The sequence below is a fragment of the Sorangium sp. So ce375 genome, from assembly GCF_051473855.1.
Classification (GTDB): Bacteria; Myxococcota_A; Polyangia; order Polyangiales; family Polyangiaceae; genus Sorangium.
In genome coordinates this window covers 1,699,055-1,713,798 of the sequence record NZ_CP150335.1, presented here as the reverse complement: position 1 = coordinate 1,713,798, position 14,744 = coordinate 1,699,055, and the positions used below count along the sequence as shown (strand labels likewise).

The following is a 14,744-nucleotide window of genomic DNA, read 5'->3' as shown; positions in this document are numbered from 1 at the left end:
GCGCGACCCCCTCCGACGGCGCCTTCATCCTCTATCTGGACGTTCTCAAGCTGCTTGAGCCGCATCTGAAGCCTGGCGCGATCATCATCGGCGAGAACGCGTTCGAGCAGGCCTCGGGTTATATCGACTATGTGCGCAAACCGCAGAACGGCTACCTCTCCCAGCCGCTCCCGTTCGAAGCGGGACGCGGCAACGAACTCACGATCGAGACGAGCTGAGCACCCGGGCTCGAGGCACGCCGACCTCGGCAGGACCGCCGCACGGGATCGCCTGGCGTCGGCCTGGGAAGCAAGTCGGCCGCGGTCGTGGCGGTGGAGCCGGGCGCGTGCGCGCCGCAGGGCGGCGAGCCCGTCGGCGAGCTCCAGCCGGCCGAGCCGCTGCAGGGCGCCATCGACCGGAACCTCGTCGCGCCTGCTCGACTAGCTCCTCCTCGCGCCCGATCTTCAAGACGCCGTCCGTGCGCTCGAAGCCGCCGACGGCGCAGAGCCGATGGCCGAGCGGCCCGTCCGATCGGTGGCCCACGCGGGGACGTGAGCCCCGCAGCGGGCGGTGTGCGCGTCCGGCGTCCGGCGCGGGTAGGTTCCGAGCCACACCCGTTCTTCTCGACTCTAGTCGGGTCTTGTTGGCAGAACTCGGCCCGGGTAGCGTGCTCCGGTGCACACGGGATTCCACGCGACCGGAGCGGAGCCGATGACGACAGAGCGTTGGGCCTCGGTTGAAGACGTCGCCAGGCACCTTGGGGTGGCGAAGGACTCGGTCTACCGATGGATCGAGACCCGGAGCCTGCCGGCGCACAAAATAGGACGTCTCTGGAAGTTCCAGTTTTCCGAGGTCGACGAGTGGGTGCTCGACAACGTCAGCGAGTGGCCCCCGTTCTTCGAGAAGCTCAAGACGCTCGACGAGTGTGCGCGCCTCATCGGGGCGGGCAAGAAGGTGGTGCTCTCGTGACGGCCCGCATCGACCTCGTGGAGCTCGCGAGGCGGGAGAGCGAGCAGACGGAATGGAAAGAGAACGTCGCTGATGTCAACGACGTCGTCGAGACGCTCTCTGCCTTCGCGAACGACCTCCAGAATCTGGGCGGCGGCTACGTGGTATGTGGTGCGAAGGAGGAGAAGGACGAGAGCGGATTTCCCAAGCTCGTTCGCGCGGGGCTGACCGCGGCACGCTTGAAGGAGGTCGAGAACACGGTCCTGACTCGGTGCAGGGATCGCGTTTCTCCGCCTCTGGCGCCGTTGGTCGAGGAGCTCGAGTCGGATGATCCGCAGCGGCGGATCCTGGTCTTCCTCCAGCCTGCCACGGGCTCCGCGCACACGTTTCGCCGAAACAACGAGGGGGCGAAGCACTTCGTGCGGGTGAGCCGCTCCACGATCGAGGCGCGGAACGGGCTCCTCAAGGACCTGCTCGTTCGCAAGGGGGCGCTGGAGCCCTGGGATCGGAGGCCGTGCAACGCCGCGACCGTGAACGACATCGACCTGCTCACGCTGAGGGACGCGCTGCAGCGCATGGGGGTCTTCACGCTCGACCGTGGTGTCGAGCCCTACCTGGTCGACGGGGTCCAGCTGTCGCCGTTCGTGCCGTCGCTGTGCGTGGCCGAGCCGCTCTCCGGCGTGCTGCGTCCGAGGAACTTCGCCGTGTTGCTCTTCGGACGAGAACCCCAGCGCTTCATCCCCGGCGCGTTCTCGATCTTCTCCGCGTACCCGGGGCTCGATCGCACGGGTCCCATCGCTCGTCGCTTCGAGATCCCCGGCACGCTGCTCGATCAGGCGCGCCGCCTTCAGGATCTCCTCGACGCGGAAGCCGTGACGCTGTTCGACAAGACCAACCTCGAGGCGCCGAATGCGGAGAAGTATCCACGGCGAGCTCTCCAGGAGGCGATGGTCAACGCGCTCGCGCATCGAGACTATGAGCTCATCGATCCTGGCCGCTTCACCTCGTACCGTGATCGCATCGAGTTCGTCTCACCGGGGCCGCTTCCCGTCGGTGTGACGCTGAAGAACCTCCGTACGGGGAACGTCACGCCCCGCTGGCGAAACCAGGCGCTCGCCTGGTTCCTCTCTCGCCTCCAGCTCGCCCAGGCGGAGGGACAAGGTATCCAGACCATCCGGAGCACGATGAAGGCGACGGGCTGTCCCCCACCCATCTTCGATGCCACGGAGGTCTCCGTGACTTGCGTCCTGCGGGCCCATCCCCGCTTCGAGTCGGCGAAGCCAGGGAAGCCCATGTCGAGAGGCGGAGCCACGAAGCCCACCGCTTCGAAGAAGACCAGGCCGAAAGCCAAGAAGGTCGCATCGAGGTCGAGACCAGCGGCGAAGCCCAGGGAGACCGGCACGAAGGCGACCCAGAAGAGCAGCAAGAAGGGGGTGCGTCGCGGATAAGGACACACGCAACGCCATCGAATGCGCCACCCAGCGAGCGCGGAAGCTCCTCGAGGAGGACTTCGCCGCGCAGATCGAGGGCGACTTCGACGTGCATGAGGACGGCGAGATGGCCGCCAAGGCGGGCACGGCGTCGCGCTCTCCATGCCGCTCATCGCGGGGTTTGCTGCGGGCAAGGTCTCCTGCTGAAGCTGGGCGCGCGCGGCGTCGGGTCGAATAGCCGCCTTGCCACAAAAGCGGCCACCCGGCGCGCACCGTCCGCGTCGGTTGCTGACAACCCGGAAGCGCTGCCCGAGTAGAATGCGCCAGTGAGCAACGCGCCCAGCATCGCCGACGAGGTCGAGCGGTACCTCCGCACCGGCGAAACCGACCCACACCACGCGGCGTGGCCCGGCGAGTTCATGGCGCGTGCGAACCGCGCCCATGAGGAGCTCCGAGGCGCGCTCGTTCGCGAGGTGCGGCGGCGGGCCGAAGGACTCGCGCACCAGTCGCTGCCGCACGCCGACACCGTCGCCATCACACGCGGCAAGGTCGAGCCGATGGTGCGGGGGCTGTTCCCGCGGGTCGAGCAGGATGCGGTGCTCGCGACGCTCGAGACGTCGGTCGTGTTCGTCACGAGCGCGAACATCGAGCCGCTCTTGCTGGAGCATGGATACGACAGCTCGGCATGGACGCTCGCCAACCTGTACCTCGCGAGCCTCGGCGCGGATCTGCTCGGCGAGGACGCGCCGTGCCTCGTTGGCTTGAGCGAGGGGACGACCTGCTATGTCTCGGTCGAGTACTTCGCGGACGACGATCCGTTCGCCGACTTCATCGTTCACGAGGCGGCGCACATCTTCCACAACTGCAAGCGCGCGACCGTCGGTCTTCGCGAGACGCGGACGAAGGAGTGGCTCCTCGACATCGAGTACCGCAAGCGCGAGACGTTCGCGTACTCGTGCGAGGCCTCCGCGTGCATCCTCGCGCGCGCCAAGGGCCCCGCCGAGCGCCGTGCGCTCGCCGCGGAGTACGGTGCGACGGCGCGGCTCTCCGAGGAGCGGGTGGACGCGAGCGAGGTCGCAGACATCGTCGCGGAGGCGGCGAGCGCACGGAACGGCTGGAAGATCATCCTCGCGCGGTGCGCTCCGACGAGCCGTCCGCGGTCGGCTATCCAGCTGCTGCGGGCGTCGTGGGCCGCTGAGGAGGCTGCCCGGCGTCGGTGATCGAGTCGGGTCCGGCATCCATGCATGTCGGCCCGTTGGCCCAGCACTTCTTCCACGTCATCGTCACCCCACCGCCGTTACGTTCACGGGGAACCAGCACACGCGCGCGCTATCGTGAGATCGCGTCACTCTGGGCGCGGGGCGCCGACATCGAACTCCCGGAAGATCGGCGGGGCGGGCAGGCTCGCCGCGCAGCGAACGGCAACTGGCGTCCCAGGTCTGCTCGAGGAGCTGCCCCCTCCCATCCGGGCGTCCCACGCGGCCGAGGGGGTCGCCCCTCGGCCGAGCTGGAGTCGCATCGGGTCGGAGGCGGGTGCGCGTCGGGTCGAAGGGGGGCCGCATCGGCTCAGAGGGGCTTCGGCCCGGCCCGATTCTGTGACGGCCGCGGGAGACGCCCCGTAATTCCAAGCATGAGCCCTTCTCGTCCTCCGGCCGCCCCGGTCCAGCACGGCGCCTGGGCATCCATGCACGCAACCGCCGTTCACGTCCTCCCAGGCATGCTCCGGTTCCTCGGTGTCGCCGAGGAGGACCTCGAGGACCTGTGCCAGGACGTCCTGCTGGGCGCCTACCGCAGCTTCCCTCGGTACGACCCCATGCACTCCAGCAACGCGCGCGCCGCGGCCTTGCTGGACTCGCCAGACACCCTGGGATCCGTCATGGCACTCGCGCAGGCCGCCATCGCCGCAGGCAGCGCACCGGGTGATACACCTCCTCGCCCGCGCAGCACACGCACGGGCGCGCCCGATCCATCTCGACGCGATCTTGAGCGGCGCGGCGTTCGGGTGGCCGCGCGTGCCGCCGTTTCCCTCGCTGGCGAGCTCGCCACCATCGAGGAGGACGCCGGCGCGCAGGGCCGCCGTCTATGTCCAACTGGCGATCCCATCGGCTTGATAGCGCGAAGCATGCAGTAGGGCAGCTGGAAATACACTTACGGTGGCCAGCGGCTCGCCCTTGGGCCGGCCGCGCGTGTGAGCTCTCCAGCGCGTCGGAGTCACGGCTCAGTGAGTTTGATCTCAGGGAACCCGAGCCACTCCGCATCGAGCCACGAGAGCCTGCCATCTTCCTTATAGTGGTCGAGCATCACCGGAATTAAGAAGAGCGCGCTGTACAGCGCCTGGAAAGCATCGATGCCGGTTCCGTGGGTCTTATGGTTGTGCCCCGCTCCAGCAACTTCCACATCAGCGACCCAGCTCCGAAAAGATGGATTGTACTCGGGTGCCCACACTCGAACTCGGATGCTTTCTTGCGTCCCGCTCGGAAGTGTCAGCTCGATGGTACGTTCCGCAATCACGTCCGGCATGCCCCACCAGCTAGCGCCCTCTTCGGCGATGTCAAGCGCCCTAGCTCAACAGGAGCTCAGGCACTTGCTCTGCCCGTTCTGACGCGCCTGTTCGCAGACGCTCTTCATGAGCAACGGCGAGCGCTCTTCACAGTAAAGCTCCCATCGCGTCGAAAGCGCGAAGCATGCGGTAGGGCAACTGGAACGGCACTTCTTGTAGCCCGCGGCTCGTCCTTCGTTGCTCTCCGAATGGCAGTGACCTGCTTGTGGACGCGTTAATATATATCCATCGCTGCGCCACACATAAGAGTCCAAATGTTAACACCATCATCCACCGCGTTGTAACACCTTTCTTCTGCTGTGAGCGACTCGCCAGACTCCATGGCTTCATCGTCCAACACGGCTTCCGATTCAGGCATCTGGTCGACCGTACACGAAGGGATGAAACAGCAAATGAGAGCTACTGCGATGGTGGTGGTGATTGTTCGCATGCCGCGCCTATTGCGATCGGCGTGCCGGGCTCATGTGTGCTGCCCTGAGGCGTGCCGCATCTCCTCCGAACTAGAAACCAAAGGCTTTAGGACATGAACAGGTCACGTCGGGAACCGTCCTCTTGGTTCTCACCGCAGCTCCCACCGGCCTCTTTCCACGTCGACTGCCCTTCCTCTTCCTACTCCACTGCGTGGGCAACGGCGTCCGATGTCCGGGAGGGAACCCGTCCGCCGTGTAGAAGCCGAGCCGGAGCAGCCCCGCGGCCGAGGCGTCGCGAGGTACGTCGGCGAGCTCGGGTCCGTTGCCGGCGTCGAGGCGTGCGCCGGGTCCGTCGCCGGCGGGCGGTACATGGCGTCGCGGTCTGGTCGACCGCGGAGCGGCCGCGCGCGTCGAGGAGGACGCCGTCGAACGCGGGGCGGCTGTATGGGTCGAGGGCGACGTCGTGCACTGGTGACTGGACACCGGTGTTCAGCGCCGGCGAGCTCGGGGCCGTCGCCGTCCACCGTCCACCTGGTCGAGCTCGGGGCCGTCGCCGGCGAGCTCCGTCGCCCCTTGTCCGAGCTGGGATCGCACCGGGTCGAAAGGGGCCGCATCGGATCGGAGGGGGCTTCGGCCCCGCCCGATTCTGTGACGGCCGCGGGAGACGCCCCGTAATTCCAAGCATGAGCCCTTCTCGTCCTCCGGCCGCCCCGGTCCAGCACGGCGCCTGGGCATCCATGCACGCAACCGCCGTTCACGTCCTCCCTGGCATGCTCCGGTTCCTCGGTGTCGCCGAGGAGGACCTCGAGGACCTGTGCCAGGACGTCCTGCTGGGCGCCTACCGCAGCTTCCCTCGGTACGACCCCATGCACTCCAGCAACGCGCGCGCCGCGGCCCTGCTGGACTCGCCAGACACCCTGGGATCCGTCATGGCACTCGCGCAGGCCGCCATCGCCGCAGGCAGCGCACCGGGTGATACACCTCCTCGCCCGCGCAGCACACCCACGGGCGCGCGCGATCCATCTCGACCGGAGCGCCTCGGCGAGCACTGGCGGGCGGAGGCGTCGTGGCTCTTCGGGATCGCCTGGCGGCAGGTCCGCCATTACCTGGAGCGCGCCTACCGGCGCCGCGAGGTGCCGGCAGGGCTTGCGGATGCCGCCTGCTTCCAGCAGGCATACGTCGCGGCGAGCAGCGAGCATCAGATCGCCGCGAAGGAGCGGCTCGCGCTCGCGATCCGCCTCCTGTCGGAGGTCGCGCCCGAGCGCCGCGCCATCCTCCTCCTCGCCGACGGGTACGATGTCCCGATGCGCGAGATCGCTCGCGCCCTTTCGCTCAACGAGCACACCGCCGCGAGCCGGCTGCGCCTCGCGCGCCAGGACTACCGCGCCGCCGAGAAGCGGCTGCGCCCCGAAGAGAGACGGGCGCTCCGGTCCAGCGTCCTCGTGCTCCCGCTGTTCTCCTCGACCTCCTTGCGTTCGCTCCGCGAGACGATCCTGCCCGCGAGCGACCCGGCCGGGGCGAGCGCCGGAGCGCGGATCGATAGGACACCGTGGCGAGCACGCTTCGTGCGCCTCACCCGCCCGTTCGCGCGGGCCGTTCGCCCGGCCCTCGGGCGGGGTGCGGCAGGCGTCGCCGGGGGAGTGCTCGTGGCCGCCTGGCTCGCCCGTGCACCGGTGGACTGGGCGCGCCACCTCGGCCCGGGGGCGATACCCCTCCTCGTCGCGCGGAGCACACATCCAGCCCCGATGCCGAAACCGCAAACCCGGGACGTTCTCGGTGAAGCGCCACGCTCCGACGACCCTCCGCGCTCCGACGACACCCAGAGCCCCCGAGCTCCCGCGGCACGGACGACCGAGGGGCCAGGACAGCGCAAGCCCGCCTCCTCGAGGCGCGCCCCGGCGCCCCCAGACCAAAGCGAGGATCGGCTCGACGAGGAGCTCGCGCTGCTCGATGCGGCCAAGCAGGCGCTGTTGCAGGGCGAGCGCGCCGCGGCCCTGGAGCGCATCGATGCACACGCGCAGCGGTTTCCACGGAGCCGGCTGACGTTGCTGCGCGAGCGGCTTCGGTCGAGGGCGGAGGCGCTGCCGGTGAAGACGACCGGCGGCACGGCGGGACACGAGCGGCGATGAGCGCAGAGCTGCCCCATCACGCGCGCGTCGCGTCGCACGCCGCGCGATGGGTAAAGCAGGCACGGCGCGCAGCATTCGCTGCGATGGCCGCAGCCCTTGTCGCGCAGCTCGCGGCCGCACCGGTCCGGGCCGATTCCGGACCGCCCCGGGCCCGCGTGCGAATCGAGCTCACGCGCGGTCCAGGCACCGAGCGCTGCCCCGACGAGCGGTTCCTGCGCTCGGAGATCGCCCGGCGCATGGGATTCGACCCCTTCGACGCGGAGGCTCCGCTCACGATGGCGGCGTCGATAGAACAAGAGCAGGGCGAGCTCATTGCGTCGGTATACCTCCGCGATCGCCGCGGCGTGGTGCTCTGGGCCGACGACTACAGGACCCGCGGCGACTGCAAGACGCTGGTGTCGACGGTGGCCCTATCGATCGCCGTGCAGCTCGACGACACGGGCGAGCTCCCGCCGCAGGCAGCGCCGGCCCCGCAGGGAGAGCCCGCGTCGTCGGCGGAGGCGCCGTGCTCCCCGGAGGGCCCGTGTGCGGGACGGCCGGCGCCGCCGCGGAGCGAGGCGCCGCCCGCGCGCCTGCCGAGCGAGGCGCCGCGCGCATGCGCTCTGCCATCCGTGCGGGCACCGCCCCTCCGCCGCGCGGAGCAAGCTGCGGCGGAGCGCTTCCGGTGGAGCGTTGGCGCCGGCGCCACGATGGCGCTGGGGCTGACGCCCGGCGTTGCGGCTGGACCGACGTTGGCGGTCACGGGACGCTGGCCGGCATGGTCGGTCGCGCTGGAAGCCCGCGGGCTCTCCTCGCTGTCGCCCCAAATAGAGGGCGTGCGCGTGACGGCATCTGCGCTCACCGCGAACGCTGCCCTGTGCCTTCACCGGCAGCTTCTCTTCGCGTGCGGGGTCGGAGAGCTCGGCGTGCTCCGTGTCGTGCCCGAGGTTCCAATCACCCCGGAATCCCTGCTGGGTCTTCGTGCCGGAATCGGCGCGCGAGCGGGCGTCACGTGGCCGTTTTCAGAAAGCCTCTCTGGATACGGGTATACCGAGGCAGTTCAGCGCTTGGTCGACTGGTCCCTCCTCCGCCGTGGAGACATCGCCGAATCAGAACGCGCGGCCTGGAGCGCTCCCGCGCTCGGCGTGGCGTTCGGGATGGGTCTACAACTGAACCTGTGAGGGTGATCCGGGGCAAGGACATCTGCCGTCCCCGAACGTGAGAAAGTATGAGAAATTTTCCTCGATCCGCGGAATGCTCAAGCCTTACGAGGCTCCCAGGGAGACTCCCACCTTGCGCCGGGGACCATCGTTCATTTAGGGTACCACGCATGCGCGTGCCGAGCTTTGCCCTTGCTGGAGTGCTGTTGAGCGCTGGTTGCACCCAAGAGCCAGGTATCCTCTCTGGCCCATGTACGGACGAAGAGCGCGCCCACTATCCTGAGTGGTGCGAGAAATACGGCGGCCAGGGCGGCGACGGCGGCCAGGGCGGCGACGGCGGTCAAGGTGGCGACAGCGGTCAGGGCGGCGCTGGCGGTGAGGCGCACAGCGCGCTGTGCTCCGGCCAGTGCGTCTCCCCCTCCCCGCTCGGCTGGTCCGGCCCGGCGCTCCTCTGGTTCGGCCCACCGGAGGCCGCCCCCGGCTGCCCCGCCGACGCGCCGACGATCGGGTACGAGGGCTTCGCCGATCTCCAGCAGGTGCCGAAGACGTGCCCGACCTGCGCGTGCGACCCGCCCGAGGTCTCGTGTTCGCTCCCCACCGCGTGGGCCGCCGTATCGTCGTCCTCGTGCGCCGGCGACGAGCCCGACGCCGTCGCGACGCCGTTCGCCGCGCCCGACGCATGGGACGGCGCCTGCACCGCCGAGAGCGCGATCCCCGCGGGTCAGGGCTGCAGCGGCGAGCCCTGCGTGCAGTCGCTGACGATCGCGGCGCCCTCGATCACGGCCGGCGCGTGTATGCCGCGCATCGAGGTCCCGCAGCCCATCCCCCAGAACGCCCTCTGGTGGGCGACGCGCGCGACGGCCTGCGTCGCCGGGGCGCACACCGCGTGCGCCGACGCGACGACATGCGCGCCGGCAGCGCCGCCCGAGTTCCTGACCTGCGTCTACCACGAGGGCGACGCCGCCTGTCCGGAGGGCTACCCCCGGAAGCATGTCTTCTACACGGACGTGCTCGACGGCCGGGAGTGCACCCCCTGTAGCTGCGGCGAGCCGACCGGCGCCTCGTGCACGGTCATGGCGTCCGTGTACCGCGACGCGGCGTGTACCGATCTCGTCGCGTCGAACCTCGTCAGCTCGAGCGTCCCGTTCTGCGCGGTGACGCCGCCCGGCGTCGGCCTGGGGAGCAAGTCGGCCTCGGTCGTGGCGGTAGAGCCGGGCGCGTGCGCACCGCAGGGTGGCGAGCCCGTCGGCGAGCTCCAGCCGGCCGAGCCGTCCACGTTCTGCTGCATCGCCTGAGCTCGTCAGAGCCACCGCCGCCCGCCGGCCGGTGTGGGTTGCGATCTCGAGCGTCCAGAGGTGGACGGTGTCACGGCGCAGCCTGGTGGCGTGCGCGATCGGGTCGGCTTCAGGGCCCGACTCGATGATCACCAACTGCCCGTACTTCCGGGCCCTCAGGTGGGGCAGTCCGTGCGCTTCGAGGTAGGAGCGGACCGCGGCGGCGTGCTCCGGGGCGGCGTGCGGCTTGGACATCGGCCCGCACGGAAGCTCAGGCTGCGTACGATGGCAAGGTCGCCCTCCACTGGCCGCGGAACTTCCAGCGAAAGGGCCGGGCTTGGTGCTCGTTCCAGTGGCGCACGAAGCCGAGCACGCACCGGCTCAGCTCCTCGACGGAGGCGAAGGAGGCGTGCTTGAGCACCCGACGGCTCAGGATGCTGAACCACAGCTCGATCTGATTGACCCACGACGCGTGGATGGGCGTGTAGACGAAGTGGACGCGCCCGCCGTGCCGCGCGTTGAACTCGTTCCACCTGGCGCCGTGGTGGATGTTGAGGTTGTCCCAGATGATGTAGACCTCGCCCGTGGGGTAGCGCTTCGCCACCTCGTCCATGAACGCGAGCAGATCGGCGGCGGTGCGTGTCGGTCCACAGCGCGACACCACCTCGCCCGTCTTGGCATTGGAGGCGCCGATCAGCGTGAGCGTGCCGTGGCGTTGGTACTCGAACTCCCGGCGTGCGGCTTTTCCGCTGCGGCACGGCTGCATGGGGAACCGATGCTCCAGCGCCTGCATGCCGGTCTTCTCATTGACGCACAAGTCGCTGAACGCGCTGGTGAGATGTGCCGCCATCCACCACGACCCAAGGAGCCAGCGGATCGTACGCTGTGACCCCCCACACCGGTAGCGGCGCCCCTTGAGCGATTTCAGCAAGACCGTGTCGTTTTATTTCATCGCCGACAGCCGTCAACCTATAGCGAGCCTCCAGCATAGGTCCTCTGTCCGTCCTATAGGGCACACTCTCCAGCGCCGCCTCGTCCCCACGGTGCTCGGCCCACTGGCGCAGCCGCATGGAAAAATAACAATCGCTGATGCGTATCATCCAAGTTTTAAGCAGCTCTGTGCCAGCCGACGAACGATGCATCAATACGTCGACGGGCGTCGACCAGTCTTTACCGAGACACGAGAACAAGAGCTCGTCAATCCGAGATAGGGTGAGCTTGCTACCGTCCACCCGAGGAAAGAATGCCGCCTGGTGGGTGCCTAGCTCTACGAGATCCTTCGGTGCTCGATCTGCGCGCCCCCTTTCGGTGGACAGGACCGGAGACCGACCGGCTACCTTTCGCCAAGAGCGCGCCATGTGCTGGACGCGCGTCCGAGATAGAGCGCATGCGTCGTCCAGACCGTGGCGCGCGTCAGCCGGCTTCACGTGGACGAATCCACGGCTAAACCCATCCTCTGGCGCATCTCCCAGGACGACGATGTCGAGATCCGGGTGCTCGGGCCGATAGCGGAGCCTCCACGCGCAGAGCGCCCACAGCATCAGCCTATCGCTCCACAACCCCGACGTCCACACGACGATTCTCTGCTGCGACTTCAACGCATCGATAACATCCTGAAACCGCGAACGAAACCGTGCCCTTTCCCGCCCTCGAAGGTTCCAATAATCGCACCTCCGATCACAATGGTCTTCGGGATCGGACGCGCACGGCCCCTCCAGCACGTTATCGCGCACGAAACGTACAGCAAGGCGAAGCCCGCGCCGGATCGCTGTCCGAATGTCCTCATTTACAGTGACGTGAATCGCCATTGGAACCTCAGAATAAACACTTTTTGCAATCCGGCGATGGCGGATCCCCGGACTCGCACCGTCTAAAGCAGGTCCGACACTTCGTGCCGTCGCTTCCAGACCCTGGTCTTGCACAAGACCACGGACCGCGGTTGATGCAATCCTGAAACTTCTCATTGCAGCTGCTGTTATTTGTCCGCTCGCACCCCTCTCGACAGCTCTTATATCTGGCGTATGCGCTATCCTGACACGCTACCCGCTGCGCTTCGTTCTCCATCTTTCCACACTGAATATTGTCAGACTCGGAATCCGCCTCGCATTTCTCCTCGCATGGTGTCTGGCTCGCGATGTTGCAGATGGGAGGAGAAGGCGGATCCATGTCCTGCGGCTCCAGCGGCGGCACAGGCCCGAAGCCACCCGACCCTGTCGGGCCGAATCCGTAGCCGCCGACCCCTGTCGCGGTAAGGATGACGCCGCCGGCGCCGCTCTCGCCCTCACTCCGGAGGTAGCAGTCTCCGACATCGAAGTTGCACCCAGCGAGACCGAAAGACAGAAGAGCGCATAGCTTGTTCATTTGGACTCCCCACCAAATTTCCAAACGGGCCCAGCAGCGACCATCACAACCCAGCTACCAGGAAGAAATCGGCTACTCCCGCCGGCCCAGTCCGCGTTAGCGCTCACGGACGCGCCCAGACGACCAGCAAAGAACCAATTAGACTGCCCGCGAACACCTGGAGCGAGGCCCACCACGGTGTCGCAGAGCACGACACCACACACAGGAATCGCGTAGATCGCCAGGGACGGCCCAAGATTGACGTCACCTGTCTTCGTGACGTATCCAAGCGTGACCGCCGTTCGATCGTAGACCCCTACACGTGCCCCTGGGATGATGCTGAGCATGTTGTGGACTTCGATCCGGAAGTCCTTCTCTCTGCGCCAGAGCCACCCGACAGAAGGACTCACCGCAAGTTTTGGCTCGGTCCCGACCTGGATCCCGCCCACACTCACGCCGCCGCTGACCTCGAGTGCCTCTGCCGGCGCCGGGACAACGGCGAGCGCACAAGCGCAGAGCAGGCAGACCTTGCCGTGTGAGCACATGGACATGGCGGAAGCCCTGGCCACATCGCGACGCGCGCTGTGGAGCGCGAACGATTTTTCTGGGGGTGTGGCGTGGGCGTCAAAGAGAAACGCTGCGGCGAAGCCGCAATGGGTGGAGGTCGACCCGTCCCAGGCGTACGCCGGTGCGCAGGTGGCTACGTGGCTGGAGTGTTCGTGAACCAAGTGCTTGGCGAATGGCCCTTGCCCGGAAGGCCGTAGCGCCGCGAGTATTCCGCTTGACTATGGCGGCCGCACCGTGCTTCACGGCATGCGCTTCGACCTCTACGACCGCAGCGGCGGAGAGGAAACGCGCCGACCTCGCGCCCGCGGGCCTCGTCGCCGGCGTCCCTCCTGCAGGCGACGACACCACGCTCGCCCTCGAGCTGCGCGTTGCCGGCGTTGATCCTGCGCTCGGCCAGCCGGAAAGCCGCTGCATGGTCGCCGCGCTCCTCCTCGGCTTCCGGCGCGGTCGCTAAAGGTTACGAACGGCGAGCGAGGATGGGAGCGGACGCGCCGCGGAGCGCAGTTCCGCGCGGACGGCGAGCCGGCTGGGATGACGACGACCGAGCGCCGGCCGATCTTTAGGAGGTCGCGGGCGCGGGCGCCGCCGCCGGCTTGCCGTTGGCCTGTCCGGCCTCGGCGGCCTTGCGGGCCTTTTCGCGCCGCGCCGACGCGCGCCGGCGCCGCTCGTAGGCGCTCGTCACCTCGCGGGCGATCTCGGGGTGGCGCCGGAAGACGTGGGCCGCGGTCTTCCGGATGGCGCCGATGCGCTCGACCATGAGGTGCAGGAGCTGGTTGCGGATCGTGGTCGCGGCGGCCGAGGCGCCTGCTTCGGGGGCCGCCTCCAGCGCTCGCCGTTGCAGATCCTCCGCGAGCTTCCTGGCCTCGGCGATGAGGCGCACGTCGAACGCCTCGTCCGCCTCGACCAGGCGGTCCTTGAGCGGCTCCGCGAGCCCAGCGTAATCGCGGAGCGCCTGGGAGAGGGCGCTGGAGCGCTGGCCGTCCTGCGCGTGGAACTCCTTGATGCGCGCGAGCTGCGCGTCGGCGGGCTCGTCGACGTCGTCGTCGAGCAGGAACTCGAGCGCCGACTCGAGCTCATCGACGACGAACCGGGCGCGCTCGCCGAGATCGGCCACGGCCGGATCGACGATGAGCAGCAGCCGCGTCTGCGCCTCCTGCACGGCGTGCACGATGGAGAGCAGCTCCTCGCTGCTCGAGGCGGGCAGGCGGCTCTTGACCCGCTTGAGGCCCGGGCGATCGCCGTCGGGCTCCCAGTACCTCTTCACGAACGCCGCGGCGGCGACCGCCTCACGCACGGCGATGTCGTACGGAATATTCAGCGGGTTGTCGGTCCGCTCCGACCCGGCGGCGACCTTGACCCAGCGATCGAAGTCCGTTCCTTGCTTTGCCATGATGACGTTGACCCCTCCTCCTGCGACCCGCGCCCGTAGGGGCACGACGCAAAGCAGCAAGGATGCGCTCGGTCGCGGGGACGTCCAGCACGGAGCAGCATCTGGACATGGGTGGGGGGCGCCGGGAGGCGAGGCGACGGGGTGGGATGTCCAGATGAGCGAGGGCGATGTCCAGATGAGCCTACCCCCTGTCCAGATGAGCGGGCGGGATGTCCAGATGAGCCTACCCCCTGTCCAGATGGGCGGGCGGCGTGTCCAGATGAGCCCACCCCCTGTCCAGATGGGCGGGCGGGATGTCCAGATGAACCCACCCCCTTTCCCAGCGCCAACGCCCGCTCGCAGGAGGCCGCGTGACGAGCACCAACTCGCCGACGCCGCAGGACCGCCATGTCCTCACCGGCACGCCGTTCCGCCGCCGCAGCTCGCGCGTGCTCCTTACCGAGCAGCCGCGAAGCCCGAGCCCGTCCGGTGCCCCGCCGAGGTCGCCCGGAGGCTCGCCCTCGCGCACCACCTGCAGGGCGCGATCCACAGGGAGCTGGTCGCGGACCGGCCAGCCGTGGCCCGAAAGCTGGGGCTCA

The 14,744-nt window shown here is 68.4% G+C and carries 10 protein-coding genes and 1 pseudogene; 8 read left to right on the top strand and 3 right to left on the bottom strand.

The annotated features are described in order from the left end of the window. Nucleotides 1-14: 14 nt before the first annotated feature. From WME90_RS06525 to WME90_RS06505, 5 genes and pseudogenes are all read left to right on the top strand, one after another. Nucleotides 15-218: pseudogene (locus WME90_RS06525) on the top strand (methyltransferase); the annotation flags it as partial. A gap of 472 nt (nt 219-690) precedes the next feature. Then, on the top strand, nt 691-948 hold the full coding sequence (locus tag WME90_RS06520) for a helix-turn-helix domain-containing protein (protein ID WP_437280202.1): 258 nt from the start codon (nt 691-693) through the stop codon (nt 946-948). Next, the gene (locus WME90_RS06515; protein ID WP_437280201.1) at nt 945-2,375 is read left to right on the top strand and encodes an ATP-binding protein; all 1,431 of its coding nucleotides are present in this window, start codon (nt 945-947) and stop codon (nt 2,373-2,375) included. Before WME90_RS06520 ends, WME90_RS06515 begins: the two co-directional genes overlap by 4 nt. A gap of 308 nt (nt 2,376-2,683) precedes the next feature. Then, nucleotides 2,684-3,577 (top strand): hypothetical protein, encoded by an 894-nt coding sequence (locus tag WME90_RS06510; RefSeq protein WP_437280200.1) that lies wholly within the window; start codon nt 2,684-2,686, stop codon nt 3,575-3,577. Between the two features lie 497 nt (nt 3,578-4,074). Further along, a complete protein-coding gene (locus WME90_RS06505; RefSeq protein WP_437280199.1) occupies nt 4,075-4,488 on the top strand; it encodes a sigma factor in 414 nt (137 codons plus the stop codon). Between the two features lie 80 nt (nt 4,489-4,568). Here the strand turns inward: WME90_RS06505 and WME90_RS06500 are convergent, their stop codons facing one another. After that, entirely contained in the window at nt 4,569-4,877 is a 309-nt protein-coding gene (locus tag WME90_RS06500; RefSeq protein ID WP_437280198.1) for a DUF6968 family protein, read from the bottom strand. 1,133 nt (nt 4,878-6,010) lie between these two features. On the opposite strand from WME90_RS06500, the gene WME90_RS06495 reads away from it, so the two are divergent. From WME90_RS06495 to WME90_RS06485, 3 genes are all read left to right on the top strand, one after another. Then, nucleotides 6,011-7,456, top strand: a complete 1,446-nt coding sequence (locus tag WME90_RS06495) for an RNA polymerase sigma factor (protein WP_437280197.1) — start codon at nt 6,011-6,013, stop codon at nt 7,454-7,456. An 83-nt stretch (nt 7,457-7,539) separates the two neighbouring features. After that, nucleotides 7,540-8,616, top strand: coding sequence for a hypothetical protein (locus WME90_RS06490; RefSeq protein WP_437280196.1), 1,077 nt, complete (start codon nt 7,540-7,542; stop codon nt 8,614-8,616). A 179-nt stretch (nt 8,617-8,795) separates the two neighbouring features. After that, complete coding sequence (locus tag WME90_RS06485) at nt 8,796-9,890, top strand: hypothetical protein (RefSeq protein WP_437283569.1); 1,095 nt, start codon at nt 8,796-8,798, stop codon at nt 9,888-9,890. A gap of 250 nt (nt 9,891-10,140) precedes the next feature. On the opposite strand, the gene WME90_RS06480 is transcribed toward WME90_RS06485, so the two are convergent. Together WME90_RS06480 and WME90_RS06475 are read right to left on the bottom strand one after the other, a co-directional pair. Beyond that, the gene (locus WME90_RS06480) at nt 10,141-10,719 is read right to left on the bottom strand and encodes an IS630 family transposase (protein WP_437280195.1); all 579 of its coding nucleotides are present in this window, start codon (nt 10,717-10,719) and stop codon (nt 10,141-10,143) included. 2,616 nt (nt 10,720-13,335) lie between these two features. After that, entirely contained in the window at nt 13,336-14,166 is an 831-nt protein-coding gene (locus tag WME90_RS06475; protein ID WP_437280194.1) for a hypothetical protein, read from the bottom strand. Between the last annotated feature and the right edge of the window lie 578 nt (nt 14,167-14,744).

Excerpts from the sequence above, each read along its gene's own strand:
- WME90_RS06520 (WP_437280202.1), top strand. The coding sequence starts at position 691 with ATGACGACAGAGCGTTGGGCCTCGGTTGAAGACGTCGCCAGGCACCTT.
- WME90_RS06505 (WP_437280199.1), top strand. The coding sequence starts at position 4,075 with ATGCTCCGGTTCCTCGGTGTCGCCGAGGAGGACCTCGAGGACCTGTGC.
- WME90_RS06500 (WP_437280198.1), bottom strand. The coding sequence starts at position 4,877 with ATGCCGGACGTGATTGCGGAACGTACCATCGAGCTGACACTTCCGAGC.
- WME90_RS06495 (WP_437280197.1), top strand. The coding sequence starts at position 6,011 with ATGAGCCCTTCTCGTCCTCCGGCCGCCCCGGTCCAGCACGGCGCCTGG.
- WME90_RS06490 (WP_437280196.1), top strand. The coding sequence starts at position 7,540 with ATGGCCGCAGCCCTTGTCGCGCAGCTCGCGGCCGCACCGGTCCGGGCC.
- WME90_RS06480 (WP_437280195.1), bottom strand. The coding sequence starts at position 10,719 with ATGGCGGCACATCTCACCAGCGCGTTCAGCGACTTGTGCGTCAATGAG.
- WME90_RS06475 (WP_437280194.1), bottom strand. The coding sequence starts at position 14,166 with ATGGCAAAGCAAGGAACGGACTTCGATCGCTGGGTCAAGGTCGCCGCC.